Genomic DNA, 25899 nt, shown 5'->3' on the forward strand with positions numbered 1-25899 from the left:
CTGAACCTTGCGGCGGGGCCGGGCGTTTCCCCTCTGTTCAGAACAGGGGGCAGAATCATGTCCGACCGAGCCGACAAGTCCGTGCCCGTCAGCACGACCAGCAACATCATCCCCGAGGAAAACGCCGTTTCCAGCGCCACGGGGCCGGAAGGTCCCTACCCGCTGCCGCGCGACAAGTCGCCCGAGCACCAGTACAAGCCGCGGCCCGGCGACAACAACAACCGCACGGACCCCGACGCCCCCGGCGGCCCGGTCAACATCCGCGTCAAGGGCGGTGGCGAGAACCAGGATCAGGCACCCACCGATGCCGGCGTCGACGAGCATTCGCGGGAACGCGCCACGGGAATGGGCAAGCACGGCGTCTGACGACGCGCGGCGTCAAGGCGCCGTCGTCACCGCATCGCCGGATATCCGTGCCGGAGCTCTGAGAAGGGCTCCGGCATTTTCGTGTCAGGAAGCCAGCGCGCGCGTGACGCTCAGCTCGCCGTAGCCCGCGGGATGCTGGCTGCGCCAGTTCCAGGCAGTGCGCACGATTTCGTCCAGCGCGGCGTAGCGCGGCGTCCAGCCGGTTTCCTCGCGCAGGCGGCGGCTCGACGCCACCAGCGCCGCCGGGTCGCCGGGACGACGGTCGCCGTAGCGATGCGGCACGCGGCGGCCGCTCACGCGCTCCACCGCGGCGATCACCTCGCGCACGCTGTGGCCCGTGCCGTTGCCGACGTTGTAGCGGCAGGACCCGGTGCGATCGAGCGCGTCGAGCACATGGAGGTGCGCCGCGGCCAGGTCGCTCACGTGCACGTAGTCGCGCACGCAGGTGCCGTCGGGCGTGTCGTAGTCCTGCCCGTACACCACCAGCTCCGGCCGCAGGCCCAGCGCGGCGTCGATGGCGAGCGGGATCAGGTGCGTTTCGGGATCGTGGTCCTCGCCCAGGCGGCCGCCGGGATCGGCGCCGGCGGCGTTGAAGTAGCGAAGTGCTGCCGAGCGCAGCCCGTGCGCCTGCTCCATCCATTCCAGCCCGCGCTCGGCCATCAGCTTGGACTCGCCGTAGGGCGAAACGGGGCAGAGCGTGGCGGCCTCGTCGATCGGCAGGCTTTGCGGGCAACCGAACAGCGCCGCGGTCGAGGACAGCACGAAGCGGCGGCATCCCGCCTTCACCGCCGCATCCGCCACGCACAGCGTGTTGCCGAGATTCTGGGTGATGTAGTGCATCGGCTCGCGCATGCTCTCGCCCACGATCGACAGCGCGGCGAAGTGCAGCACGCCGTCGAAGCGCCAGGACGCGAAAACCTCATCCATGCGCCGGCGGTCACCGACATCCTCGACGATCAGGTCCACGCCGCGCGGCACGGCGCGGCGATGCCCCTGCCGCAGATTGTCCACCACCACGACGTCGTCGCCGCGATCGCGCAGGGCGAGCACCGTGTGGCTCCCGACGTAGCCGGCGCCTCCGGTCACTAGAAAGCGGGCCATGCTGCGTCTTCTCCTTGCTTGGGACAGATCCGCTTCCAACCCGTGTCAGCGGCTGATGCGAGAGCAGCGGCGTGAACCCTTATCTTCGCGTCAGGCACACTCTCCGGCACGGAAGCGAATGGCGGCGGACTGTTCAAGTACAGCAACGCTATACGGGGTATTGTCATCGTTCCGTTCGCACAAATACGAGAACAAGTGCCTGGCACACACACGTTCACGGCATGACGTTGCCGGACGATGTGTCACGCTTCCTGACGCGTTCGTATCGCGGCGCCGCGCAGCACGTTGCGCGGCGCGTGACCTGGCGTTCACGTTGCCCGCGCCGGAGCAGGGCTCCTGAAAAAGCAGCGCGTCCGCGATGCTTGCCGATTCACGATTCAGCATAACTTGCACCGCTATGCTGTGGCTTCTCCGTCGGGGTATGGAACGGTGTCAAAGATCGAGCGCATCGCTGGCCGGGATTACTTCCCCGCGCGGGTGCTGCTGAGGAGCAGGGTGGTGACGCCGCTGGAGACAGCGGGTTCTCCTGCCGCTGCGAGCCCGGCTGCGACGACAACCTATCCGGGCGCGGCGGAGGTCACGATGCTTCCGTGCACAACCGCGCAGTTCCGGCAGCACGCCGGCTGCGTCGCGGGCGGTCAGCCGGGATCCTGAGCGGCGGCGGGATCTGCGCAACACCGACGGGCATGCCGGGAAGCGGGCATTCAGCGCCCGGCCGCGACGCGCAGGTGAGCCAGCCGGCCATCCGGCACGCGTCCGGACAGCGCCGCACCCGCAGGTCGCGAATGCGCTCCGCCTCCGGCCCGAGCTGAAGCGGGACCGTCACGGACCGAAAGCGGTTGCCGGAACCCGCGGGTCGGAACAAGGAACTTCTCCGCGCCGCGTTGCGCGGAAGGAGAGCCCGCGGAACGCTTCGCTGAAACCGCGACGATAAAGGAAGCGGCCGCTCCCGCGACGTCACGCGTGGTGTTGATCCATGTAAATGTAAACGCTGCATCCGGCGGATAACCTGTTTGCATCGTCAGTCAGCATCCGTGCTGCCTGTTCACCCTTGGCGCATCAGACCGCAGGCGCATCGCGGCCCCGCACGGTGTGGCGACCCTTCGGGCTTGTCGGAAAGGCAAACCTCTTTGGGAGGCACGGCTCGAGGCATTCGCAACCAGCTTCTCCGCAGCCTGCCAGCCGAGGAGCTGGAGGTGCTGCTTCCGAAGCTCGAGCGCGTGTCACTGCGCCAGGGTCAGGTGGTGATCCCGGCCCACACGCCACTGACGCAGGCCTGGTTTCCCGAAAGCGGCATCGCCTCGGTGATCGCCAGCACGGATGACGGGCGGCAGCAGGAAGTCGGGCTTTACGGTAATGAAGGGGTCGGCAGCCTCGCGGTGGTGCTCGGCGCCGGGCAGACGCCGCACAAGACCCTGATGCAGGTGGGCGGTTCCTGGCTGCGGATCGAGGCTCCGGCGCTGCGCGACGCGGTTGAGCAACTGCCTGGGCTGCGCACGGTTCTCCTGCGCTACGTCCACTGCTTCATGGTCAGCATCACCTGCACGGCCCTGTCCAACAACCGCAACACGATCGAGGAACGCCTCGCGCGCTGGCTGCTGATGGCGCATGACCGGCTGGACGGCGACGAACTGCCGCTGACCCACACCTTCCTGTCCCTGATGCTGGGCGTGCGCCGGCCGGGCGTCACCCTCGCGGTACACGTGCTGGAAGGTGCCGGCCTCATACGCGCGCGTCGCAGCCTGATCACCATCCTGAACCGCCCGGCGCTGGAAGCCGCGGCGGGAACGGGCTACGGCGTGGCGGAGGCCGAGTACGAGCGGCTGATCGGTCCGATGTCCGCCAGGCGGGGAGCGTTGCACTTCGTTTAACGCGGAGCGGGAGTTTGAACGAAGCGCCGTGCAGGTTTCGCGCTTGCCAAGCCGTGGTGCCTTCATCTCTGCGTGCGTTGCCGCTGCGCACCATTGCCGCTGCCGCCGCTTAGTGCGACCGTCCGGAACGCGCCCTCGCGGGCGCACCTCGGATCAGGAAACGACACTCCGCGATGCACTCCGTTGAAGTCCCGCCCGGGCGCGCATCGCGCGGCGCCGGCACCGTGATTCGCCTGAAGACCCGGCGGAGCGACGCGCATGTTTGACTGGCTCGTGGTGGGTGCCGGCTTCGCCGGCGCCGTTCTGGCGGAACGCCTGGCGAGCCAGCGCGGCGAGAAGGTCCTGGTGATCGACCGTCGCGACCATATCGGCGGCAATGCCTTCGACGAGTACGACGCGGCCGGCGTGCTGATGCATCGCTACGGCCCGCACATCTTTCACACCAACAGCGAGCAGGTGTTCCGCCACCTGTCGCAGTTCACCGCCTGGCGCGCCTATCAGCACCGCGTGCTGGCCAAGGTGCAGGATGGCAAGCTGGTGCCGATGCCGATCAACCGCACCACGGTGAACCGGCTCTACGACCTGTCCTTCACCACCGAGGAAGAGGTCGAGAACTTCTTCCAGGCGCGCGCCGAGCCCGCTTCGCCGGTGCGCACCAGCGAGGACGTGGTGGTCGGCCGCGTGGGACGTGAGCTCTACGAGACCTTCTTCCGCGGCTACACGCGCAAGCAGTGGGGCCTCGATCCGAGCGAGCTCGACAAGTCCGTCACCTCGCGCGTGCCGACGCGCGCCGACGACGACGACCGCTACTTCACCGACAGCTTCCAGTTCATGCCGCGCGACGGCTACACCGAGATGTTCCGCAAGATGCTGGACCATCCCAACATCACGGTGATGACCGGCACGGACTACGCCGAGGTCAAGGACCGGCACCCGCATCGGCGCCTGATCTGGACCGGCCCGGTGGACGAGTTCTTCGGCTTCCGCTTCGGCAAGCTGCCCTACCGCTCGCTGCGCTTCGACCACCAGACGCTGGAGCAGGAATGGTTCCAGCCGGTGGGCACGCTGAACTACCCGGCCGAGGACGTGCCCTATACGCGCATCACCGAGTACAAGTACCTGACGGGCCAGGTGCATCCGAAGACCACGATCACCCGGGAATACCCGGCGGCCGAGGGCGACCCTTACTATCCGATCCCGCGGCCTGAGAACGCGGCGCTGTACAAGCAGTACGAGGCGCTGGCCGACGCCACGCCCGACACTTGGTTCGTGGGCCGGCTCGCGACCTATCGCTACTACAACATGGACCAGGTGGTGGCGCAGGCGCTGAGCACCTTCCGCCGTATCGAGGACGCCGTGCCGTCGGTGAAGGCCGCGGAATGAGCGACGCGCCCCGCACGGTCTTCGTGCTCAACGGTCCCAACCTGAACCTGCTGGGAAAGCGCGAGCCGGAGATCTACGGGCACGAAACACTGCGCGACGTGGAGGAGCGCTGCACGGCGCTCGCCACGCGGCTGGGCTTCGCGCTGCGCTGGCATCAGAGCAACCGCGAGTACGAGATCATCGACTGGATCCACGAGGCGCGCGAGACCGCGGCGGCCATCGTGATCAATCCGGCCGCCTTCTCGCACACCTCGGTGGCGATCCTGGATGCGCTGAAGGCGGCGGAACTTCCGGTGTTTGAAGTCCACATCAGCAACATCCACGCGCGCGAAAGCTTCCGTCACCATTCCTACGTGTCGGCGATGGCGACGGGGATCATCGCGGGCTTCGGCACGCAGGGCTATGACTTCGCCCTCCGGCGCGCGGCGCAGCTGCTGGGCTGAGGCGGCCTGACCCGGGGCATCCTGGCTGGGGGTTCCGGCCGGGATGCCTGAATGCGTGCGCCTCGGTTGCGCCGCTTCACCGGGAAGGGTTCAGGCCGGGTGGAACACCACGGTCCGGCTGCGCTGCCCCACCAGGCACAGCTCGCCCGGTGCCTGCAGCCACAGCGCCGTGCGGCGCTTCGTGGGCCCATGGCCGGTTTCCGCCAGCGCCCGTCCGCTGCCCAGTGACCTGAGTCGCACCGGCGCGGGTGCCGGCTGCCCCGGCGGGTGCAGCAGCCCGTCCACATCCACGCGCAGTGCCGCCCGCAGCCCGGCCAGTTCGGCACGCCAGTGCCCGTGCAGGGCAGGGTCGAGCGGTGCGTCGCCGGACACCCGCTCCAGCCGGCAGCGACGACCGCCGAGCGAGCCTTCCAGCGCGCCCTCCGCCGTGGCCCGCAACCGTATCGGCTGGTGCGAGGCGAGGCTGACGGCCCATTCACCGCCCGGGGCCGGCGTCCCGTCGGCGTCGCCGCGGAACAGCGCCTCGCCGCTGCCCAGCGCGAACAGGGTGCCGCCGGTGCTTTCGGCCCAGAAGGGCCCGCCTGTCTCGGCGTAGAGGCCGGGCGGCAGCGTGGCGGGCACGGGCATCTCGGCGCCGGCCAGCGCCGCCATGACCCGCAGCGCCATGGGATAGGCCTCGGCCTCGTCGCGGTTGCTCAGCACCACCACGCCGGCGCCCAGGGATGGGGCGAAGAGGAGGTAGTTGCGGTAGCCGGGCAGGGAGCCGCCATGGCCCCAGAGTTCCAGCACGCCACCCGGCGTCCGGAGGCGGGATCGGCTGAGGCCCAGCCCGTAGCCGACCTCGGTGCCGTCCTCGAGCCGTGCCGGGCGCGCCAGCAGCGGCAGCAGGCCCTCGGCGCCGTCGCGGCCACCCAGCAGCCGCTGCCCCCAATGCATCAGCGCCGTGGCCGAGCCCGCCAGCCCGCCCGAGGCCGAGTAGTGCAGCCCGTAGCGCCCGCGCCGCCAGCCCCGCTCGCCGTCGTGCCCCTCGGATAGCCAGTAGCCCGTGCAAAGGCCGGGCACCGGTTCCGTCTCGTCCTCGGGGTAGTGGAGGTCGAGGCCCGGCAGGTGTTGCGCCAGCGATTCCAGCAGCGGGGCGGGCAGGGCGGTTTCCGCCAGGCGGTAGCCGGTGTTGGTGTAGGAGATCTCGGTGCCCGGCCGGAAGTTCAGCGCCGGCAGCGCCGCCGCCAGCGCGAACAGCGCGTCGCGCCCGTACTGGCTGGTGGTGGGCAGGCCCAGGGTCGAGAGCGTCTCGCCCAGGTCCGGCAGCCCGCCCGTCATGCCCAGCGCCCGCGCCAGCGGCACCGCGCCGACGGCCTGCAACCCGGGCACGAGGCTGCCCAGCGGCGCCTCGAGCGGCAGGCCCGCGCGCAGCACGGCGGTGCACAGGAACTGCTTGGTGATGGAGGCGTAGCGGGTGCGCGTGTCCGGCCCCCAGGCGATGCCGTGCTCCAGGCTGGCGAGGCCGGCGGAAAGGCTCAGCCGCGCGTCGCCGGTGTCGAAGCCCAGGATCGTGCCGCCCGGCTCGCTCGCCTGCCAGGGTGCCAGCAGCGCCAGCGCCGCGTCCCGTGCCCGCTGCCAGTCGGGCTCGCCCACTCGCTGCTCCATCCGCCCGTTCCCCTTCGATCCTCCCTTCCGCTCAGCCGTATTCGCCCGGCGCTGTCAATCTCGGGAGGCAGGGGAGGAGAGGAGGGGGAACGGTGCGCGGCGTGGGCGCACGCCTTGGGGCGGGGAGGACGGCCGTCGGTGAGCGGAGCGACGGGGCCTGGAGCCCGCGCAACGGAAAAGGGCCGGTCACGGACCGGCCCTCCATGTTCCGGTGTCTTGCGACCGGAACGGCCTTCCCGCGGGAAGGCCGGGTGCTTCAGGCGCGGCCCTTGCGGGCCTCACGCATCGCCTGGTGGCTGGCCAGGATCGAGCTCAGCCGCGCGCGGCCGGCGGGCTTGCGCGCCGCTTCCTCGCGCAGCTTGGCGGCCTTGGCTTCCGCGGCGGCCAGCTTCTCGGCCTTGAGGCGCGCGATCTCCGCGTGCTTGGCCTCGCGCTTGGCGGCTTCACGGGCTTCCCGGGCTTCGGCCGCGGCCTTCCGCTCCGCCAGCCGGGCCGCGACCTCGGGGTCGTTCAGGTCCGGCTTGCTGCGGAAGCTTTCCATCAGCGCCTGCTTCGCCTTGGCGGCGTTCTCCAGGCGATCAGCGAAGTTTCCGGGGTTATGTCTGCTCATGCTTGACGGTCAGGCCTTCGGTTCTGTGTGGGTGCGCTGCCGCATCGCGCGGCGAGTCGAACGCGCAAACGCCTCTTCGGTCCGTCCGCGCCTCCTGTAAATGGTGCAAATTTCGCAGATGTCAGCCGATGTTGCATCGCTTCGTTGCGAGGCGCGCATGAAGCTTTCGGGAATCGCCTCGCGGCCCTGCGGATCATGCCCTGCGGCCCCCGGCTTTCGCGAGGATTCCGCCGCTGCAGGGAAGTGCGACGACCTCCGGCCACCGCCCCGTCAACCGGTTCGCGAAAGCCTTGCCTCACGCGGTCGGCGTGGCGGCTGCGCGGTGCCGGAGCCGAGCGGCGAAGCGCCGCCCCTCAGTACCGCCCTGGCCGCCCGTGAACCGTGCGGCGCGTGGTTGCCGCGCGCCCGGAAGAGGCTCGCGCGGAACGGGCCCTCGAGGAGCTGATGTGCGCGGCGCTGGCGCGCGCGGAGGCGGCCGGTGCGGGGGCGGCCTCCGCCACCGGAGACAGGGCCACGATGCGGATCGGCGCGATGCCGGCCTCGGCCATTCCGAGGCGCTCGGCCGTGCCGGGGCTGACATCGAGGATGCGGCCCCCGGTATGCGGCCCGCGGTCGCGCACCTGCACGATCGCGGTACGGCCGTTGCGCAGGTTGGTGACCCGGGCGCGCGTGCCCAGCGGCAGCGTCCGGCTGGCGGCGCTGTCGGAGCGGGGATCGAAGCGTCCGCCATCGGCCATGCGGCGCCCCGTGAAGCGGCGGGAATAGATCGAGGCGCGCCCATGCTGTTCACGGGCGTGCCGGACGGTGGCGGCGCGCGCCGCGCGCCCGGGCTGAACGCGCGCGCGGCGCGGGGCGGCGGCCAGAGACTTATGCGCGGCGCGGGAAGGGGCGCGGTGCCGCGCCGCCGGGCCGGTGCCGTGATGCGCGGCCGCGACCCGTGCCGGCCGGCCGTGACCGTCCGCTCCCCGGGCCAGCGCGTCCTCGGCCTGGGCGAGGCACAGGCTCAGCATCGTTCCCAGCAATCTCCGCTTCCAGCCCTTGCGCAATCTTCCCCCTCCTTTGCCGAACGACGTTGCGGGGTGGTATCTGGGGAGCCGGCGGCGGATCGGCCAGCCTGCCGCTTCCAACCGGGCTGCGGCCGGCGGGAACCACCCGCCCGCGGGCGCTCCGGCAGGGGCTGGGCTGACGGGGCGTTCGTGGCACAGTACCGCCGCAAGAGCGTGCCGCTCGCCGTATGGAGGAAGACACCAGCATGACATCCTACCAGATCGCCCTGATCCCCGGTGACGGCATCGGCGGCCCCGTGGTGGACGCCACCTGGGAGGTGCTGGGCGCCGCGGCGCGGCAGGGGGGCTTCACGCTGGAGGGCACGCGCTTCCCGTGGTCCTGCGCCTTCTACCGGGAGACCGGCGCGATGATGCCGGCCGACGGCATCGCGACGCTGCGCCGCTTCGACGCGATCCTGCTGGGCGCGGTGGGCTGGCCGGCCGAGGTGCCGGATTCCGTGTCGCTGCACGGGCTGCTGCTGCCGATCCGCAAGAACTTCGTGCAGTACGCCAACATCCGCCCGCACCGCCTGCTGCCCGGTGTCGAGGGGCCGCTGCGCGCCACCGAGTTCGACATCCTGTGCATCCGCGAGAACACCGAGGGCGAGTATTCCGGCGCCGGCGGGCGCGTGCACGGCGGCACGGCGGACGAGGTGGCGGTGGAAACCTCGATCTTCACGCGCAAGGGCGTGGAGCGCATCCTGCGCTTCGGCTTCGAGCAGGCGCGGCGGCGTCGCGGCAAGCTCGCCTCGGTCACCAAGTCCAATGCCCAGAAGCACTCGATGGTGTTCTGGGACGAGGTCACCGAGCAGCTGGCGGCCGAGTACGGGGATGTCGAGGTCACCCGCTACCACATCGACGCCATGGCCGCGCGCATGGTGATGGCGCCCGAAAGCCTGGACGTGGTGGTGGCGTCCAACCTGTTCGGCGACATCCTCACCGACCTCGGTGCGGCGATCCAGGGCGGGCTGGGCTTCGCGGCCTCGGCCAACATCAACCCCGACCGCTCCGCGCCTTCGATGTTCGAGCCGGTGCACGGTTCCGCCCCCGACATCGCGCACCTGGGCATCGCCAACCCCATCGCCGCGATCTGGTCGGGCGCCATGATGCTCGACCACCTGGGCGAGGCGGAGGCCGCCGCGGCGGTGCTGCGCGCGGTGGAGCGCACCACTGCGCAGGGCATCGGCGCGGTGCCGGGCCGGCACAAGACCGACGAGATCACCCGCGCCGTGCTCCAGGCCATGGGCTGAGGAGAGGCCGTCCGGGGCGGGAAGGGCGGCGGCGCGATGGTTCCGGGCGCAATCGGGCTCACCCCCTTCGAGCCGTCCCACCTCGACGGCGCGCACCGCCTGTCGCGCGAGGCCGGCTGGCCGCACCGGCGGGAAGACTGGGCGACCGTGCTCTCACTCGGGCAGGGCACGGTGGCGCTGCGGGAGGGCAGGGTGGCCGGAACCGTGATGGTGACGCCCCTCGGCCGGGGCGCGACGGTCAGCCTGGTGATCGTGGACGCCGCGCTGCGCGGGCACGGCCTCGGCCGGCGGCTGATGGAGGCGGCGATCGCCGCCTGCGGGGCGCGCGAAGCCCGGCTGATCGCCACGCCCGAGGGGCTGCCGCTGTATCGCAAGCTCGGCTTCCGGGACACGCACGAGGTCCGGCAGCACCAGGGCATCGTGAGCCCCGCCAGCGGGGCCAGGGCTGAGGCCGGGGTGGAATGGGCGGGGGAGGGCGATCTCGCCGCGATCGGCGCCACCGATGCCGCGGCGCTGGAGCTGGACCGCGCGGCGCTGTTGCAGGTGCTGGCGCGCGACGGCCGGATCGCGGTGCTGCGGCGTGGCGGGCGGGTGCTGGGCTACGGCGCGCTCCGCCCCTTCGGGCGGGGCGAGGTGGTGGGGCCGGTGGTCGCGGCGAACGAGGGCGTGGCGCGCGCGATCCTGGGATTTCTGATCGATGCCCGCGCGGGTGCTTTCGTGCGCGTCGACACGCCGGCTTATCCGACGCTCGGGCCCTGGCTCGCGGAGCGGGGCCTCGTGGAGGTCGATGGCGGCGTCGCCATGCGTCGCCCGGGTTCGGACCCTGTGTCTTCGTACCCCGATCCCTCGACACCGGCCGGCACCCCTGCCTTCCAGGTCTTCGCGCTGGCCAGCCAGGCGCTGGGCTAGCCCAGGGAAGCCTGACTCGGAGAAGCTGGTCCCAGGGAACAACCCGGGGGGACTTGGCTCGGGGAAGCCAGCCCGGGGAGCACCGTGCGAGGTGTCCTGGCAGCAGGCCCGACCGGGCCCACCCGGGGGAGTTGACCCGGCAACGTGGCGTCCGGGTGGTGAATGCCGCGCCCGCGGAACCGGGCCGGCACCGGCCGTGCGACCCGGCGTGACGCGCTGCTGGAGGGTGCCCGCTTACCGGGGGTGGGCGCGCATCGCCGAGGTCATCTCGGAGCTTCCGCTGTCGCCGACGTCGTAGCGGATGTCGGCGCGGGAGGCGAGCACGACGGGCGCGGTGAACAGCGGCAGCAGCACCCGCGCCTCGAGCCCGCGCCGGTTCCCCGCCTGCAGCAGGCCGAGGCGGCGCTCCGCGTCCGGTTCGTGCAGCGCGGCGTCGATCAGCCGGTCCGTTTCGGCATCCGAGTAGCCGGAGCGGTTGGTGCTGCCCATCTTGGTGTCGCGGTTGAAGCTGTGGAACAGGTTGTTCAGCGTGTAGCCGCCGTCACCCATCACGTTGCTCCAGGCTGTCAGGAACAGCGGTGCCGGGTTGGCGCCGGTGCGGATGCGGCTGAAGAAGACCGAGGCCGGCAGCGTTTCCACGCCCGTCTTGATGCCGACCCGCGCCAGCATCTGCCCGACCGCCTGGCAGGTCTGCGCATCCGCGACGTAGCGGCCGTTGGGACAGACGAGGCTGGTGGAGAAGCCGTCAGGATAGCCCGCCTCGGCCAGCAGCTTGCGCGCCGCGTCGGGGCTGAAGGCATCGGGCCGCACGTCGTCGAGGTAGCCGAGCATCCCGGGAACGCCGATCTGCGTGGCGACCCGGCCGTAGCCTTCCAGCGTGCTGCGCACCAGCCCGTCGCGGTTGATCGCCATCGAGACCGCCTGGCGCACCTTGGGGTCCTGCATGGGGTTGCGGCCGCCGGGCACCTCCAGCTTCGGATCGACGTTGACGCCCAGGTACATGACGCGCGCCGAGCCGCCGCTGTGCACCGCGATGCCCGGCGTCTTGGCCAGCCGCGCGGCGTCCTGCAGGGGAACGAACTCGATCAGGTCGACGTCGCCCGACAGCAGCGCGGCGCTGCGGGCGCTCTCGGTGGGCAGGATGCGGAACTCGACCTTTTCCCAGTCCGGCTTCTTGCCCCAGTAGTTGTCGAAGCGGCTGAGCAGGATGCGCTCCTTGCCCTGCACCTGCACCACCCGGTAGGGGCCCGTGCCGATGGCGGCCCGTCCGGCGTTGAGATCCTCGGTGGAGCGTCCGGCCATGGCGCGGGCCGAAAGGATCGACAGCTTGGCGATCTGCGCCGGCAGCAGCGGCAGGAAGCCGTCGGTGACGATGTCGACCGTGTGGTCGTCGATCTTGCGGACCTCGGTGACGCCCAGCAGCTGGCCGCTATAGGGCGAGGGGTTGTTGGGAACGTTGGGCACCCGGTTCAGGCTGAACACCACGTCGTCCGCGGTGAAGGGCGTGCCGTCGTGGAAGGTGACGCCCTGCCGCAGGGTGAAGCGCCAGGTGTTCACCCCGTCCGAGGTCCAGGCGGTGGCCAGGTCGGGCACCAGCTTGCCGTGCTCGTCGGTGTCGGTGAGCGCGCCGTAGATGTGCTGGTTGTAGGCGATGTTGGAGTCCAGCAGCAGGAAGTGCGGGTCGAGCGTGGCGACGTTCTGCGTCCCGATCCTGAGGTCGGCGGCCCGTGCCGGGCCAGCGGCGGCCATCCCGGCCGAGAGTCCGAGCATCGCGAGCAGAACGAGACGGGAAGGACGGATCGGCATGCGCGGGATTTCCGTTGCTGAATCGTGGCAGTCTCCGGCGCCCGCGCAACCGCTGTCGAGCAACGATGCTTCGCCCGCCCATAACATGCGGTTATGCTTTCCGCCGGAGGGCTGCATCCGGTGACATCGCGCGAGCTCGAGATCTTCCATGCCGTCATGTCGTCGCGCTCGCTCACCGAGGCGGCGGCCTCGCTGGGCGTGTCGCAGCCGGCGCTGAGCAAGGCGCTGAAGCGGCTGGAGGACAAGCTGCGCATGCCGCTGTTCCGCCGCATCAAGGGGCGGCTGCACCCCACCACCGAGGCGGAAAGCCTGTTTCCGGAGAGCGCCCGGCTGATGGGGGAGATCGCCCGGCTCAGCAACACCGCGGCGGAGCTGCGCGACGGCGAGAGCGGGCTGCTGCGCGTGGCGGCCTCCTCCTCGCTCGGCATCTCGGTGGTGCCCGCCGCCGTGGCGGCGTTCATGCGGGCCTTCCCCAGGGTGAAGGTCGTGTCGCACTTCGTTCGCGCCAGCGCCGGCGCGCAGCTCGTGGCGCGCAACCACGTCGACCTCGCGCTGTGCCTGTCGCCGGTCAGCAATCCCGGCACCGTCACGCAGAGCCTGGGCACGGTGCCGATGGTTTGCGCGCTGCATCCCGACGATCCGCTGGCGGGCCGCGAGGTCATCCGCCCGCGCGACCTCGCGGCGGCGCGGCTCATCTCCTTCGGCTCGGGCACCTATTTCGGCCAGCTGCTGGACGACGCCTTCGCGCGGGAAGGATCGGAGCGGCGCATCGCGGTGGAGCTGGCGACCGCGATCCAGGCGCCGGCGCTGGTTCTCCAGGGAGCCGGGGTGGCGCTGGTCGACGGCTACATGGAAGAGGCGGGCTTTCCCGGGCTCGCCTGGCGTCCCTTCGCGCCGCAGGTGCTGCTGCCGGTGAACATCGTCACCTCGACGACGCGGCCCGCCTCACGGCTGGCGAACCGCTTCGTCGCGCAGGTCAACGCGGCGCTGCAGGCCCAGGGAGCCGGGGCGCACCAAGTCGGGACCCATCCGGCCGGGACCCATCCGCCCGGGACCCATTCGGCCGGGGCGGAGGCGATCAGGCCGCCACGCGCTCCCGCCGGTCCAGGAACTGGTACCAGCTCCCGAGCGCGGGCATGAACCAGGGCGTGCCGTCGTACAGCGGGTGGTGCGGCGGCAGCCCGTCGTCGTAGCTGTTCACCGGCTCCGCGCTGCCGCGCAGGATCTTCTCCGCGAGGCTGTGGCCCAGGTAGGTCATCATGGTCACGCCGCTGCCCTGGCAACCGGCCACGAAGTAGCGGCCCTCGCCACCGCCGATATGCGGCAGGCGGTCCAGCGTCATCGCCACGCGCCCGCCCCAGCTGTTGCTGATCCGCAAGCCCGCCAGCTGCGGGAAGCGGGCCACCATGGCGCGGTGGAGCATGGCGGCGGTGCGGCGTTCCTCCAGGGGAAAGAAGCTGGCGCGGCCGCCGAACAGCAGCCGCCGGCCGTCGGGGGAGAGGCGGTAATGGCTGATCACCCGCCGCGTTTCCGACACGCCGCGGTTGGTCGGCAGCACCGTGCGCGCGAGGTCCTCCGGCATTTCCTCGGTGGCGATCATGTGGGTGGTGACGGGCACCAGGCCGCGCCGCAGCGCGGGCTCCAGCCCGCGTGCCACCTCGGCGGTATAGGCGTTGGTGGCGAAGACCACGCGGTCCGCCGTGACGGTGCCGCGGGACGTTTCGGCCCGGAAGCCGGCCGGCAGGCAGGTCAGCCGGCGCACCGGGGTGGTGCCGATGAAGCGCGCCCCGGCCCGCTGCGCCGCCTGGAGCAGCCCGCCGTAGAACTCCGCCGGCTGGACATGCCCGGCGCGGTCGATGGCCACGCCGCCGTGATAGAAGCTCGTGCCGAGTTCGGCGCGCACCTCGTCACGGTCGATCAGCCGGGCCTCGGAGCGCGCGTGCTCGTTCAGCTCCGGCAGGCGCTTGGCCCAGCCCGCCGCGTGGGCGGGGGACCAGAGCCCGTTGACCCGGCCGGTGCGATGATAGCCGCAGCGGATCCCATGCCGCTCCAGCAGGGTTTCGAACAGGGTGAAGCCGGCCGCCGCGTCGCGCAGCAGCGCCGCCTTGCGGTGCGCCGGGATGGGCTGCCGCGAAGCGCTCTTGCCCACGTTGACGCCGCCCGACACCTGCCCGCCGGAGCGCGTGCTCGCCCCCTGGCCCAGCGCCCCGGCCTCGAGCACCACGACGTCCTCGCCCGCCTCGGCGAGCCGCAGCGCGCAGGCGGTGCCGGCATAGCCCGCGCCTATCACCAGCGTGCCGGCCCGCGCGGGCAGCTCTCCGCCCGCCGCTTCGGGTGGGCGAAAACCCTGCCACCACCAGGGTTCGGTGGAGAAATCCTCGGTGAAGATCGTCATTCCGCGGCCTGCCGCTGCGCTTGGCTCCGCGCCTCGCCCGCGGTCTGGCGGGCAAAGGCGTCGCGGATGACCTCCTCGGCCGGACGGTCCGGCTCCGCGCGCACGGCGGCGAAGAAGGCGGACTTCATCGGCGGGCGCCAGCTCGCCGGCAGGGTGCGCAGCAGCTCGTGCATCGTGGCGTAGGCCGCGGGCGTCCAGCGCGCCTCGTGCTCGGTGCGGAAGCGTCCCGGCGTGAAGTTCGGCGGCGCGCGACGGCCGGCCCGCAGCGCGGCGGTGCGGTCCGCCTCCACGGCATCGTCCGCGATGGCCACGCCGTAGTCGCGCGCGGCGCCCTCCACGCTCACCAGCCCGGCCCGCACGTCGCGCAGCACCGCCACCGGGTCGCGGATGAAGGGATCACCCCGGCCGCCGCCGGCGGGCGAGACGATGCGCAGCGTATCGCCCGAGGTGAGGCGGAGCGCGTCGGTGTTGCCCAGGTCCTGTTGCTGCGGGGTGCCGGGGTTCAGCGTGAAGCTGCCGGCCGAGCCGGGCTGGCCGCCGCCCACGCCCCAGGGCTGAAACAGCGAGCGGTCGCGGTTGCGGGCGGTGACGAAGGCGTCCGGCGCGGTGGTGCGGAATTCCATCACCTGCGCCATGCCGCCGCGATGCGCGCCGGGGCCGCCGGTATCGGGCATCAGACCGTAGCGCAGGATGCGCACCGGCGCCTCGGCCTCGGTGATCTCGATCGGGCTGTTCTTGAGGTAGGCCGCATCCGCGCCGGCGCCGTCCGTGCCGTCGCGGTGCGGCATGCCGCCGCCGCCGCCCACGATCGGCGCGATGGCGGAGATGCTCCGCTGGCCGGTGCGCGGGTTCTCGGCCGCCATGTTCACGATGCAGGTGGCCCCGGCCGGGGCCGCCGGCAGCCGGTCGGGGGCCGCGCGCACGAAGGCGCCGAAGATCAGGCTGCGCAGCCGCCCGCAGGTGAGCGAGCGCATCCCCACCGCCGCCGGGAAGCGCGGGTTGAGCACGCTGCCTTCCGGCACGTGGCAGGTGAAGGCGCGCGTGGTGCCGAAGTTCAGCGTGATCCCCGGGTGCAGCGCCGACAGGACGTAATAGGCGCCCACCAGCAGCAGCGAGTGGCGCGGATGCCCGCCGGTCGGCACGTTCAGCGAGGACAGCGTTTGCGGATCGGTGCCGCTGAAGTCGAGCTCCGCCGCGTCGCCGCGGATCGTGAGCTTCAGGCAGAGCCGCAGCGGGTTGCCGCCGGCCGCGTCCTCGTCGGCGTACTCGGTGAACTCGTATTCGCCGTCGGGGATGCCGGCCAGCACGGCGCGGGCCTGCGCCTCGGCGTAATCGAGCAGGTCGGCCAGCCCGTCCACCACCGTGTCCACGCCGAAGCGCCGCACGAGGTCGAGCACGCGGCGCTCGCCGGTATTGACGGCGGCCACCAGCGCCTTGAGGTCGCCCCAGTTCTGCTCGGGCACGCGGACATTGGCCAGCATCAGGCGCACCAGCCCTTCATCCAGCACGCCGGCGCGGTAAAGCTTGGCGGGCGGGATGCGGATGCCTTCCTGGTGCACCTCGGTCAGGGTGCGCGACAGGCTGGCCGGCACGGCGCCGCCCACGTCGACGTTGTGGATGTGGCCGCCGGCAAAGGCGATGATCCGCCCCTCGTGGAAGACCGGCTTCCACATGACGATGTCGGGCGAATGCGTCGCCAGGTGACCGGAATACGGGTCGTTGGTCATGGCGATGTCGCCGGGCTCGTAGCCGCCGGGTACCAGCGCCAGCGCCGCCTCGTAGTCCAGCCCCGGATACCAGGTGGCGCCGAGGTCGATCGGCACGGCGCAGGACTTTCCGTGCGCATCCAGCAGCTGGATGGTGAAGTCCTCGGTTTCCTTGACGAAGGTGGAATGCGCGGTGCGGTAGAGCGTGGTGGCCATGCTTTCTGCGGCCGCGCGGGCATGGTTGCGCAGAACCTGCAGCATGACGGGATTGGTGCGCATCAGCCTTGCTCCCCGGCAGCGGCCGGCACGTCGCGTTGCAGGACGAGGTTTCGCAACCCGTCCACTTCGGCCCACCAGCCGGGTGGCACCAGGATGGTACAGTCGGACTGCGTGACCACCGCCGGCCCCGCGAAACCCGCGCCGGGGTCGAGCGCCGCGCGGTCAAACAGCGCGGCATCCTGCCAGCGCCCGCCGGTGAAGAGCCGACCGCGTGCCTGCGGTTCCACCACGTGCGGCACCGCCTCCTCGCGCGGCATGGCGATGGGCGGCGCGGCGCGGGAGGCGGAGGCACGCAGGCTGACGACCTGCACGGGCGCGCCTTCCTCGGCATGGCCGAAGTTGCGCTCGTGCGCCGCGTGGAAGAGCCGCGTCACCGTGTCCGCATCCGCGCCGGCCTCGACCGGCACCGTCAGCTCGAAGGACTGGCCGCGATAGCGCACGTCGACCGCGCGCAGCACCGCGGTCTCGCCGGGGCCCGCCATCGCCTCGACGGCGTCCGAGGCTTCGCGCGCCAGATCCTCCAGCACCGTCTGCATCGCCGCCCAGTTGTGCTCATCCAGCGGCAGCAGCACCGTGCGCATCGTGTCGCGCCGGATGGCCGCCGCCAGCGCGCCCAGGGCGCAGAGCGTGCCCGGCACCGCCGGCACCAGCACGCGGTTCATGCCGGCGGCATCCGCCGTCAGCGCGCCCAGCATCGGCCCGGCGCCGCCGAAGGGCATCAGCGTCAGCTCGCTGGCATGGAGGCCGGCGCGGGCCAGGAGCTGTTCCACCGGCACCAGCATGCCGCTGATCGCCACGCTCAGCACGCCTTCGGCCAGGGTCGGGATGTCGAGGCCCAGCTGCTCCGCCAGCGGCCGCGCCGCCGCCTCGGCCAGGGCGATGTCGGGGCGGATGGCGCCGAAGCCCAGGTCGCCATGGCCCAGGATGCCGCAGAGCAGCGCGGCGTCGGTCACCGTCAGCCGCGTGCCGCCGCGCCCGAAGCAGGCCGGCCCCGGCGTCGAGCCGGCGCTTTCCGGCCCCACCTGCAGCACGCCCTGCGCGTCCACCCGCACCACCGAGCCGCCGCCCTGGCCGGAGGAGGTGACGGCCACCGTGGTGGTGGCCAGCGGGAACTCGCCGATCGCGTGGCCGGTGGCGAAGGAGGGCTGCCCGTCCTCCAGCAGGGCGATGTCGGCGCTGGTGCCGCCGATATCGAGCGTCAGCACCGCCGCCTCGCCGGCCGCCTTGGCCACCACGCCCGCGCCCACCACGCCCGAGGCCGTGCCCGAGAGCAGCATGCCGACACAGTCCCGGCGCCCGGCCGCGGCCGTCATGGTGCCGCCGGCCGAGGTGGTCAGCAGCAGCGGCGCCGGGATGCCGGCCTCGCGCAGCTCCGCCGCCACGCGGTCGAGGTAGTGGGAGATGCGCGGATGGACGTAGGCGTTGAGCACCGCCGTGGTGGTGCGCTCGTACTCGCGGATGGCGGGCCAGACCTCGCTGCCGCGGAACACCATCATGCCGGGCGCCAGCCGCGCAATGGTGTCGGCCACCAGCTCCTCGTGCCGCGAATTGCGCCAGGCGTGGAGGAAGGACACCACGACCGCTTCGCAGCCGGCCCGCTGTGCCGCCGCCAGCGCCGCCGCCACGTCGGCCTCTCCGGGGCTTTGCAGCACGGTGCCGTCGGCGCCCATGCGCTCAACGATGCCGAAGACGTGCTCGCGCGGGATCAGCGGTGCCGGGCGTTCGCAGAACAGGCTGTAGGGATCGGCCATGCGCAGCCGCGCCAGTTCCAGCATGTCGGTGAAGCCGGCCGTGGTGAACAGCGCCAGCCGGGCGCCGCGACGCTGAATGATCGTGTTCACGCCCACCGTGGTGCCGTGGACGAAGCGCGTGACGTCGGCGGGATCGACCCCTTCGGATGCGAGGCGGTCGAGGCCGGCCGCCACGTCGCGGCCCGGCGTCAGCGGCGTGGTGAGGACCTTGAGCGTCCGCACCCGCCCGCTGCCGGGCTCCAGCGCCACGAAGTCGGCAAAAGTGCCGCCGATATCCACCCCGACCATCATGGGCACGCAGTCTCCAGACACGCGAGGGATTTGCGCACTGGCCGGAATGCCCGTCCACAGCGGTCATGGGCGGAGGCCATGACATGAAGTTATGGCCCGGCGCCGCCGCGCGGGCAGGGCACCGACCTGCTGCCCGACGGTTGCCGGCCGGTCCGGCGCGGAGGTTCGGGCCGCGGCGCCCGGCCGCGCCGGAAGGTCAGCCGTGGTTGGGAGTGCCTACCCTGGGGGCACCGTCCCTGGGAAAGCAGGCCGCCAGGTGGTCGATCAGCGCCCGCACCGCCGGCGGCAGGCCGCGGCGGGTCGTGAACACGAGGTGCACGATCCCCCGGTGTCCGGACCAGGTTGGCAGAAGGTGAACGAGCTGCCCCTTCGCCAGCGCTTCCGCGCAGACGTGGTCGGGCAGCAGGGCCACGCCGAGGCCGGCGGTGGCGGCTTGGCGCACGGCCGAGAAGTCGCCGCAGCTCATCCGTGGCTCGTGGCGCAGGACGTGCGCGGCGTCGCCCTCGCCCTGGAGATGCCATTCGATCTCGCCCACCTCGTCGCTGGTGCCGAGCGTGGGAAGGGTGGCGAGCGACGTGATGTCGCTGCCCAGCCGGCTCGCGACCTGCGGAGCCGCCACCAGGATGCGCCGTGAGTAGCCGAGCGAGCGCATGGTCAGCGCCGCATCGCTGGTGAGCGTCGCCCGCACGCGCAGCGCGACGTCGATCCGTTCCTCGATCAGGTCCACCGGGCGGTCGACCGCGAGGATCTGCAGACGCACCTTGGGGAAGCGCTCCAGGAAGGCGGAAACGGGGCCGGAGATGACCTCCACCAGGCCGGTGGGGCAGCTGAAGCGGATGCGGCCGTGCGGCTCGGCCTGCGCCTCGGCCACCACTGCCTCCGCCCGCTCCGCTTCCAGCAGCATGGCGCGGCAGCGGGCGTAGAAGGCCTGCCCCACCTCGGTCACCCGGAAGCGGCGGCTGGAACGCTCGATCAGCCGCACCCCCAGCCGTGCCTCCAGCCCGGCCACGCGCCGGCTGAGCTTGGACTTGGGCTGCCGCAGCACCCTGCCGGCGGCGGCGAAGCCACCCTGGGCCACCACCTCGGCGAAGTAGCGGTAGTCGTTGAGGTCGATCTGCATCAGCGTTCCCCTGGTGGAACGCTGAGTGCCATGATTGCTGGCTACCCGCATCATCGTCCTGCCGACATCCTCTTCCCGACGGCATCGAGCCGAAGAAGAAGGAGCAGCGATCATGACCAACAGGTTCAACAACAAGGTGGTGGTGGTGACCGGCGGCACGAGCGGCATCGGCCTCGCCACCGCCCAGGCCTTCGCGGCCGAGGGTGCCTCGGTGTTCATCACCGGCCGCCGGCAGGAAGCGCTGGATGCCGCGGTGAAGCGGATCGGCGGGCGCGTGACGGCGGTGCGCGGCGACATGGCCAAGCTGGCGGACATCGACCGGCTGTACGACGCGGTCCAGCAGCAGCACGCGCAGATCGACGTGGTCTTCGCCAATGCCGGCGGCGGCGAGTTCGCGCCGCTGGGCAGCATCACCGAGGAACACTACCAGCGCACCTTCGACACCAACGTGAAGGGCGTGCTCTTCACCGTGCAGAAGGCGCTGCCGCTGCTCAAGGACGGTGCCTCGGTGATCCTGACGGGTTCCACCACGGGCATCTCCGGCACGCCCGCCTTCAGCGTTTATTCCGCCACCAAGGCGGCGGTGCGCAACTTCGCCCGCAACTGGATCCTGGACCTGAAGGACCGCCGCATCCGTGTCAACGCGGTGAGCCCCGGCGTCACCGAAACGGCCGGGCTGAACGAGCTGTTCGGCGGCGGCGAGCAGGCCAAGGGCACCAAGGACTACCTGGCCAGCCTGATCCCCGCCGGCCGCGTCGGGCAGCCCGAGGAGATCGCGAAGGCGGTGTTGTTCCTCGCCTCCGATGAGGCAAGCTTCGTCAACGGCGTCGAACTCTTCGTCGATGGCGGGCAGGCCCAGATCTGAACGCCCGCCGGTTGCGGATCCAACGGAGGAACCCACCATGCCCTACAGCATCGCCACGCTGCTGATCCGCAACCTGCACGACGTGTTCGGGGAAAATGACCCCGACCGTCGGCGGGCGGCGGCGGCCGAGATCTTCACCGAGGATGCCGCGTTCTTTGAGCCGAGCGGCATCTATCGCGGGCCCGACGAGATCGCGCGCATCGCCGGCGTCATCCGCGCCACCCATCCGGAGTTCCGCTACACGCCGCTGGGTGAGCCGGAGGAACTTCAGGACGCGGCCGGTCGCCTCCGCTGGGTTTCCGGCCCGCCGGACGCGGCGCCGGCCTATGCCGGGACCGACATCATCGTCGCCCGCGATGGCCGAATCACTGCCCTCTACTTATTCTTCGACAAGCCTGACGCCGGTCCTGGCTGATCCAGCCTCGCCACCTTTTCCATCCCGTTGATGAAGGAGCCTACGCCCATGAGCCACGTCACTGCTGCGGACGGCACGCGCATTTTCTTCAAGGACTGGGGGCCGAAGGAGGCGCCGGTGGTGGTGTTCAGCCACGGCTGGCCGCTGAGCTCGGATGCCTGGGACGGGCAGATGCTGTTCCTGTTGCAGCATGGCTTTCGCGTGGTCGCGCATGACCGGCGCGGGCACGGGCGCTCCGACCAGCCCGGCCAGGGCAACGACATGGACACCTACGCCGACGACCTCGCGGCGGTGATGGAGGCGCTGGACCTGCGGGGCGCGGTGATGGTGGGTCATTCCACCGGCGGCGGCGAGGTCGCCCACTACATCGGCCGGCACGGGACGGGCCGGGTGCGCAAGGTGGTGCTGGTGGGCGCGGTGCCGCCGATCATGGCGTCGACCGCCGAGTGGCCGGGTGGCCTCGACATCTCGGTGTTCGATGGGATCAGGAAGGGCGTGGCCGACAACCGCTCCGACTTCTTTCTGCAGCTGGCCATTCCCTTCTTCGGCATGAACCGCGAGGGCGTGGCGGTGAACGAAGGGCTGCGGCAGAGCTTCTGGAGCCAGGGCATGATGGGCTCGATCGTCGGCCAGTACGCCTGCATCCGCGAGTTCTCCGAGGTGGACTACACCGCGGACCTGCGGCGGATCGACGTGCCCACGCTGGTGATCCACGGCGACGACGATCAGATCGTGCCGATCGGCCATGCGGGCGCGCTCACCGCGAAGATCGTGCCGGGTGCGACGCTGAAGGTCTACGCGGGCGCGCCGCACGGCCTCGCCGCCACACACCAGGATCAGCTCAACGCCGATCTGCTGGACTTCGCCCGCGGGTGAGCGGCGCGCGACCGACGCGTCTCCGCTCGAAGGGGCGCGTTGGGCCGCATCGGGTCGTTCATCGGGTGTGCCTCGTCACCGAGGCCACCCGAGAAGCAATCCGGTCAGTAGGGCCGCCGTCGCGCCGACCACACCAGCGGCGCGACGGAAAGGATGATCGACGAGACCAGCACGCCGATGGCCATCAGCCCCGCCGGCGTGGCCCGTGCCCTGGCCTGCAGCACGACGCTGCTGCCGATCTGCAGGTCCACCTGCGCGGTCATCTCGTTGGGATTGGCGGCGGTCGTCGGCTCTGTCACTCGGCTACCTTTCGGATGTCACGATGATGCGCTGATGGCGCGAGGCAGGTTTCGCGTGCCTCGTGATGCCATCGGGGAGGCGGCGGCAGTCTCAGCGCGGCAGGACACCCGCATCCTGCTGTCGACCTATCGCGGCCAGCAGCGCGGCCTCCGTGTCCACGGTTTCGGTGAAGCCCGCGCGTCGGATCTTTCCCATGTCGGAGATCACGTCGAACTCGGACTTGAACACGAAGTCGCCGAAGCCCCAGCCGACGGCCCGCTCCAGCGGCACGGGGGGCAGGCCCTGTTCCGCGCGCAGCCGGTCCCACACCGGGGCCTGATGCGGCATGTGCCGGGCGAGGGTGATCGGCAGCGGCGGGCCGGGCGGCAGGTCGAGGGCGGCGCCGATCCCCGTCCAGATCCTTTCCCAGCGGAACGGTTCGTGGACGTAGTTGAAGGCCTGGTTCCGCGCCGCCCCGGCGGTGGCCGCCCAGAGGCTGGCACGCGCCAGCGCATGCGCGTCCGTCACCTGCGCGAGCACGCCGCGGTAAACATGCTCGCTGCCGGGAAAGCGGAAGGCGGCGCCTCGCGCGCGGCACAGCGCGGCGTAGGCACCGATCACCGTGGCGATGTTCATGGCGTTGCCGGCGGCATCGCCGACCACCACGTCGGGGCGCAGGATCGACCAGTCGTAGCGGCCCTGCGCTTGGCGGGATCGCAACTCGGCTTCCTGCGTCTGGTAGAAGTTCGGCCCCAGATGCGTGGGGTTGTCGTCCTCGTAGAAGGGGCTGGGCACGGGGCCCAGGTGGATGCCGTAGATCTTCGCGCCCTGGTACAGCACGACCCGCTCCACCGGCGCCCCCGCGGCCTCGAGCCCGTCCAGCAGGTTGCGCAGCATGGCGCCGTTCACCGCATCCTCCTCACCCAGGTCGGACCGCGGCGACAGGGCGGCGTAGAACAGGTGCGTCGTGCCGCCCGCGGCCCGCAGCGCCGCGGCTGTCCCGGCGGCATCCGTCAGGTCGCAGGCGATCGCGCCCGCCGAGGCATGCGGGCGGCGCGACAATGCCTGCGCCTGCCAGCCCGGGGTGCGGGCGATCTCCTCCAGCAGGGCCTTGCCGATGATGCCGTTCGCGCCGGCAACCAGGGCGAGCTTATCCGTCATGATCCGTTCCCGAGCCTGTGCGGCCCGGGGAAACCCGGGCCCTGGCGGACTGCGTTGGGGGAGGAAGCGCCTGGAGGGGCGGCGGTTGCAGCCGGAGCGGGTGATCCGGGCCGGCCCTCATCAGGGTTCCGGCGGAGGCAGTACAGCGCGATGGCAGCGGCGTATCGGGTCGGCACGGCCGGGTGGAGCATCCCGAAGCAGCACGGCGGGGCCTTTCCGGCGGAGGGCAGCCATCTTGAGCGCTACGCCCGGCGCCTGCCGGCCACCGAGATCAACTCCTCCTTCTACCGGCCGCACCGTCCCGCCACCTACGCGCGCTGGGCCGCGAGCGTGCCGGCGGGGTTCTGCTTCGCGGTGAAGGTACCGCGCGAGATCACCCATGAGCGCCGGCTGGTCGACGCCACGGAGCCGCTTGGGCGCTTCCTCGGCGAGGCGGAAGCGCTGGGGGAGGCACTCGGTCCCCTGCTGGTGCAGCTTCCGCCGAGCCTCGCCTTCGACGCGGCGGTGGCGGGGGCGTTCTTCGGCGCGCTGCGGTCGCGCTTCGGCGGCCTGATCGTCTGCGAGCCGCGTCACCGGACGTGGTTCACCGGCGTGGCCGACGCGCTGCTGCTGGGGCTTCGCGTCAGCCGGGCGGCGGCCGATCCGGCGGTGGTGCCGGGGGCTGCCGAACCGGGCGGTTGGCCGGGCCTGGCTTACTTCCGCCTGCACGGCTCACCGCGGATCTACCATTCCGCTTATCCGCCCGAGGTGATCGACAACACCGCCCGGCGCCTGCGGGCCGCCGCGCGGGAGGGCGTGGAGTGCTGGTGCATCTTCGACAACACCGCGCTCGGGGAAGCGACGCGCAATGCGCTGGAACTGCTGGACAGGTTGTGACCGGCGCGCACCGGGAGGCAGCGGCGCCGGCATGAGCCGGCCCCTGCTTACCGGGCTGGTGAGTCCCGGTTCTAGCTTCCCAGCACGGGCATGGTGAACTCGGCTGCGCGTCGGTTGGCGCCGGGCCAGCGCTGCGTCACGGTCTTGTAGCGGGTGTAGAAGCGCACGCCTTCCATGCCGTGGATGTGGTGGTCGCCGAAGAGCGACTGCTTCCAGCCGCCGAAGCTGTGAAAGGCCATGGGCACCGGGATGGGCACGTTCACGCCCACCATGCCCGCCGCCACGCCCGAGGCGAAGTCGCGCGCCGCGCCGCCGTCGCTGGTGAAGATCGAGGCGCCGTTGCCGAAGGGGTGCGCGTTGAGCAGCGCCACCGCGCCCTTGAGGTCGGGCACGCGCACCACGCCCAGCACGGGGCCGAAGATTTCCTCCTGGTACACGCTCATCGTGGCGTCCACGCCGTCGAGCAGCGTGCCGCCCAGGAAGAAGCCGCGCTCGTAGCCCTGCAGCCGCAGGCCGCGCCCGTCCACCACCACGCGTGCGCCTTCGCGGGCCCCGGCATCGACGTAGCCCGACACCTTGTCGCGGTGCTCGGCCGTGACCAGCGGACCCATCTCGACCTCCGGGTCGGTGCCCGGCCCGACCTTGAGCGCCCGCACGCGCGGCTCCAGCCGCTGCAGCAGCCCGTCCGCTGCATTGCCGACGGCCACCGCGACCGAGATCGCCATGCAGCGTTCGCCGGCCGAACCGTAGGCCGCGCCCATCAGCGCGTCGGTGGCGCCGTCGAGGTCGGCATCGGGCATCACCACGAGGTGGTTCTTGGCGCCGCCCAGCGCCTGCACCCGCTTGCCGTTGGCGGTGCCCACCCGGTGCACCAGCCTGGCCACCGGCGTCGAGCCCACGAAGGAGATGCCGTGGATACCCGGGTTCTCCAGGATGGCCTCCACCGCCGCGCGGCCGCCCTGCACCACCGAGAAGACGCCCTCGGGCAGGCCTGCCTCGCGCAGCATCTCCGCCAGCTTCAGCGAGGCGGAGGGGTCCTTCTCGGAGGGCTTGAGGATGAAGCAGTTGCCGGTGGCCAGCGCCACCGGGAGCATCCATAGCGGCACCATGACGGGGAAGTTGAAGGGCGAGATGCCCGCCACCACGCCCAGCGGCTGGCGCAGCGACCAGCTGTCGATGCCGGTGCCCACCGCCTCGGTGTAGTCGCCCTTGAGCAGGTGCGGGATGCCGCAGGCGAACTCTACCACCTCCATCCCGCGCTGCACCTCGCCCATGGCGTCCGACAGGACCTTGCCGTGCTCGGCGGTGATGATGGCGGCGAGCGTCTTGGCCTCGCGCTCCAGGATCTCGCGGAAGCGGAACATGACGCGGGCACGGCGCACCGGCGGCGTGGCGGCCCAGCCGGGGAAGGCCGCCGTGGCGGCCTCGACGGCGGCGGACACGGTTGCCGCGT

General features: G+C 71.6%; 23 protein-coding genes. 11 read left to right on the top strand and 12 right to left on the bottom strand.

The features are described from left to right. Positions 1–57: 57 nt before the first annotated feature. Positions 58–366, top strand: a complete 309-nt coding sequence (locus ACFFGY_RS18965) for a hypothetical protein (protein ID WP_377046093.1) — start codon at positions 58–60, stop codon at positions 364–366. A gap of 84 nt (positions 367–450) precedes the next feature. On the opposite strand, the gene galE is transcribed toward ACFFGY_RS18965, so the two are convergent. Further along, positions 451–1467 carry a UDP-glucose 4-epimerase GalE gene (galE, locus tag ACFFGY_RS18970; RefSeq protein WP_377046094.1) on the bottom strand — a complete coding sequence of 339 codons (1017 nt, stop codon included), beginning with the start codon at positions 1465–1467 and terminating at the stop codon, positions 451–453. A gap of 1196 nt (positions 1468–2663) precedes the next feature. Here galE and ACFFGY_RS18975 point away from each other — a divergent pair. From ACFFGY_RS18975 to aroQ, 3 genes are all read left to right on the top strand, one after another. Next, positions 2664–3338, top strand: coding sequence for a Crp/Fnr family transcriptional regulator (locus ACFFGY_RS18975; RefSeq protein WP_377046095.1), 675 nt, complete (start codon positions 2664–2666; stop codon positions 3336–3338). 258 nt (positions 3339–3596) lie between these two features. Beyond that, positions 3597–4721: a UDP-galactopyranose mutase gene (glf, locus tag ACFFGY_RS18980; protein ID WP_377046096.1), complete on the top strand. Its 1125-nt coding sequence runs from the start codon at positions 3597–3599 to the stop codon at positions 4719–4721. After that, the gene (gene aroQ, locus ACFFGY_RS18985) at positions 4718–5164 is read left to right on the top strand and encodes a type II 3-dehydroquinate dehydratase (RefSeq protein ID WP_377046097.1); all 447 of its coding nucleotides are present in this window, start codon (positions 4718–4720) and stop codon (positions 5162–5164) included. Before glf ends, aroQ begins: the two co-directional genes overlap by 4 nt. A 90-nt stretch (positions 5165–5254) precedes the next feature. Here aroQ and ACFFGY_RS18990 read toward each other — a convergent pair whose 3' ends face one another. From ACFFGY_RS18990 to ACFFGY_RS19000, 3 genes are all read right to left on the bottom strand, one after another. Further along, entirely contained in the window at positions 5255–6811 is a 1557-nt protein-coding gene (locus tag ACFFGY_RS18990; protein WP_377046098.1) for a serine hydrolase domain-containing protein, read from the bottom strand. 256 nt (positions 6812–7067) lie between these two features. Continuing rightward, positions 7068–7421 carry a DUF6481 family protein gene (locus ACFFGY_RS18995; protein WP_377046099.1) on the bottom strand — a complete coding sequence of 118 codons (354 nt, stop codon included), beginning with the start codon at positions 7419–7421 and terminating at the stop codon, positions 7068–7070. Positions 7422–7774: 353 nt separating this feature from the next. Then, positions 7775–8443, bottom strand: coding sequence for a septal ring lytic transglycosylase RlpA family protein (locus ACFFGY_RS19000; RefSeq protein WP_377046100.1), 669 nt, complete (start codon positions 8441–8443; stop codon positions 7775–7777). 230 nt (positions 8444–8673) lie between these two features. Here ACFFGY_RS19000 and ACFFGY_RS19005 point away from each other — a divergent pair, with 230 nt between their 5' ends. Beyond that, the gene (locus tag ACFFGY_RS19005) at positions 8674–9717 is read left to right on the top strand and encodes a tartrate dehydrogenase (RefSeq protein ID WP_377046101.1); all 1044 of its coding nucleotides are present in this window, start codon (positions 8674–8676) and stop codon (positions 9715–9717) included. Between the two features lie 36 nt (positions 9718–9753). Further along, positions 9754–10626 carry a GNAT family N-acetyltransferase gene (locus ACFFGY_RS19010; RefSeq protein WP_377046102.1) on the top strand — a complete coding sequence of 291 codons (873 nt, stop codon included), beginning with the start codon at positions 9754–9756 and terminating at the stop codon, positions 10624–10626. Positions 10627–10860: 234 nt separating this feature from the next. On the opposite strand, the gene ACFFGY_RS19015 is transcribed toward ACFFGY_RS19010, so the two are convergent. Continuing rightward, positions 10861–12432 (bottom strand): ABC transporter substrate-binding protein, encoded by a 1572-nt coding sequence (locus ACFFGY_RS19015; RefSeq protein ID WP_377046103.1) that lies wholly within the window; start codon positions 12430–12432, stop codon positions 10861–10863. A gap of 120 nt (positions 12433–12552) precedes the next feature. On the opposite strand from ACFFGY_RS19015, the gene ACFFGY_RS19020 reads away from it, so the two are divergent. Next, complete coding sequence (locus ACFFGY_RS19020; RefSeq protein WP_377046104.1) at positions 12553–13572, top strand: LysR family transcriptional regulator; 1020 nt, start codon at positions 12553–12555, stop codon at positions 13570–13572. On the opposite strand, the gene ACFFGY_RS19025 is transcribed toward ACFFGY_RS19020, so the two are convergent. The 4 genes from ACFFGY_RS19025 to ACFFGY_RS19040 form a co-directional block, all read right to left on the bottom strand. Next, complete coding sequence (locus tag ACFFGY_RS19025; RefSeq protein ID WP_377046105.1) at positions 13511–14827, bottom strand: NAD(P)/FAD-dependent oxidoreductase; 1317 nt, start codon at positions 14825–14827, stop codon at positions 13511–13513. The two genes, ACFFGY_RS19020 and ACFFGY_RS19025, sit on opposite strands and share 62 nt — an antisense overlap. Then, positions 14824–16812 carry a hydantoinase B/oxoprolinase family protein gene (locus ACFFGY_RS19030; RefSeq protein WP_377046106.1) on the bottom strand — a complete coding sequence of 663 codons (1989 nt, stop codon included), beginning with the start codon at positions 16810–16812 and terminating at the stop codon, positions 14824–14826. Before ACFFGY_RS19030 ends, ACFFGY_RS19025 begins: the two co-directional genes overlap by 4 nt. Further along, entirely contained in the window at positions 16812–18854 is a 2043-nt protein-coding gene (locus ACFFGY_RS19035) for a hydantoinase/oxoprolinase family protein (RefSeq protein WP_377046118.1), read from the bottom strand. Before ACFFGY_RS19035 ends, ACFFGY_RS19030 begins: the two co-directional genes overlap by 1 nt. A gap of 196 nt (positions 18855–19050) precedes the next feature. After that, on the bottom strand, positions 19051–19974 hold the full coding sequence (locus ACFFGY_RS19040; RefSeq protein ID WP_377046107.1) for a LysR family transcriptional regulator: 924 nt from the start codon (positions 19972–19974) through the stop codon (positions 19051–19053). A gap of 112 nt (positions 19975–20086) precedes the next feature. On the opposite strand from ACFFGY_RS19040, the gene ACFFGY_RS19045 reads away from it, so the two are divergent. Genes ACFFGY_RS19045 through ACFFGY_RS19055 form a run of 3 tightly spaced genes read left to right on the top strand, consistent with a single transcriptional unit; the run spans position 20087 to position 22130 of the window. After that, entirely contained in the window at positions 20087–20839 is a 753-nt protein-coding gene (locus ACFFGY_RS19045) for an SDR family NAD(P)-dependent oxidoreductase (RefSeq protein ID WP_377046108.1), read from the top strand. A gap of 37 nt (positions 20840–20876) precedes the next feature. Further along, positions 20877–21254, top strand: a complete 378-nt coding sequence (locus tag ACFFGY_RS19050; protein WP_377046109.1) for a nuclear transport factor 2 family protein — start codon at positions 20877–20879, stop codon at positions 21252–21254. Between the two features lie 48 nt (positions 21255–21302). Next, complete coding sequence (locus ACFFGY_RS19055; RefSeq protein WP_377046110.1) at positions 21303–22130, top strand: alpha/beta fold hydrolase; 828 nt, start codon at positions 21303–21305, stop codon at positions 22128–22130. A 104-nt stretch (positions 22131–22234) separates the two neighbouring features. Here ACFFGY_RS19055 and ACFFGY_RS19060 read toward each other — a convergent pair whose 3' ends face one another. Together ACFFGY_RS19060 and ACFFGY_RS19065 are read right to left on the bottom strand one after the other, a co-directional pair. Next, positions 22235–22429, bottom strand: a complete 195-nt coding sequence (locus tag ACFFGY_RS19060) for a hypothetical protein (RefSeq protein WP_377046111.1) — start codon at positions 22427–22429, stop codon at positions 22235–22237. Between the two features lie 91 nt (positions 22430–22520). After that, positions 22521–23570, bottom strand: coding sequence for an SDR family oxidoreductase (locus ACFFGY_RS19065; protein ID WP_377046112.1), 1050 nt, complete (start codon positions 23568–23570; stop codon positions 22521–22523). A gap of 150 nt (positions 23571–23720) precedes the next feature. Between ACFFGY_RS19065 and ACFFGY_RS19070 the strand changes: the two genes are divergently transcribed. Beyond that, on the top strand, positions 23721–24446 hold the full coding sequence (locus ACFFGY_RS19070; protein WP_377046113.1) for a DUF72 domain-containing protein: 726 nt from the start codon (positions 23721–23723) through the stop codon (positions 24444–24446). A gap of 71 nt (positions 24447–24517) precedes the next feature. Here ACFFGY_RS19070 and ACFFGY_RS19075 read toward each other — a convergent pair. Further along, positions 24518–25899: CoA-acylating methylmalonate-semialdehyde dehydrogenase (locus tag ACFFGY_RS19075; protein WP_377046114.1), on the bottom strand; the 1382-nt coding region annotated here is incomplete at its 5' end.

The sequence above is a fragment of the Roseomonas elaeocarpi genome (genome assembly GCF_042433915.1).
Lineage (GTDB): Bacteria > Pseudomonadota > Alphaproteobacteria > Acetobacterales > Acetobacteraceae > Roseomonas > Roseomonas elaeocarpi.